The organism is Mesorhizobium sp. P5_C1 (assembly GCF_054049815.1).
On sequence record NZ_JBFULQ010001427.1, the window covers coordinates 1 to 516 of the forward strand.

Below are 516 nucleotides of genomic sequence, written 5' to 3' on the forward strand. Positions count from 1 at the left end.
GCCCTCAAGGCCATCATAGTCTCCCTCGGGATCGAAGACGCAGAACTGAAACTTGCTCTCGACGAAGCGCTCCGTCAGTGCGGTGGCCAAGGTGGATTTGCCGATGCCCGAACTGCCGGCGATGAGGATCGTGTCGGTCGGCGACAAATAGATTTCGTCACCGCCGGCCGATCCGAGGACGATACCGTCGTGGCGCCTCGGGACTATCGCGTGATCAAGCTTAATCATCTTGTCGATCAGCTGCTCCACGCCTTTGCCCCGTGCGCCACGCATAACCAGATTGGCATAATCCTTGACCGCCGGAATTGCATTATCGACGGCCACGCTGCAGCCGCAGGCCTGCAGGAAGGCATGGTCGTTCTCGGCGTCTCCAACACCAACCACATTGTGTGGCGACAGCCGAAGATCTTGAAGGGCTGCAGCCAGCCCGGTGGCTTTGTTGATGCCGCTCGGCAGGATCATCACCGCGCCCTTGTTGAAGATGATTTCAAGCTCCAGCCCCAGGTTCTTGATGAC

1 protein-coding gene is annotated in these 516 nt (G+C 58.9%); it reads right to left on the bottom strand.

Annotated features, from left to right (window positions below):
* A partial coding sequence (locus tag ACXJ7R_RS36175) for an HAD-IIB family hydrolase (RefSeq protein ID WP_457155953.1) occupies positions 1–516 on the bottom strand: 516 nt, incomplete at both ends.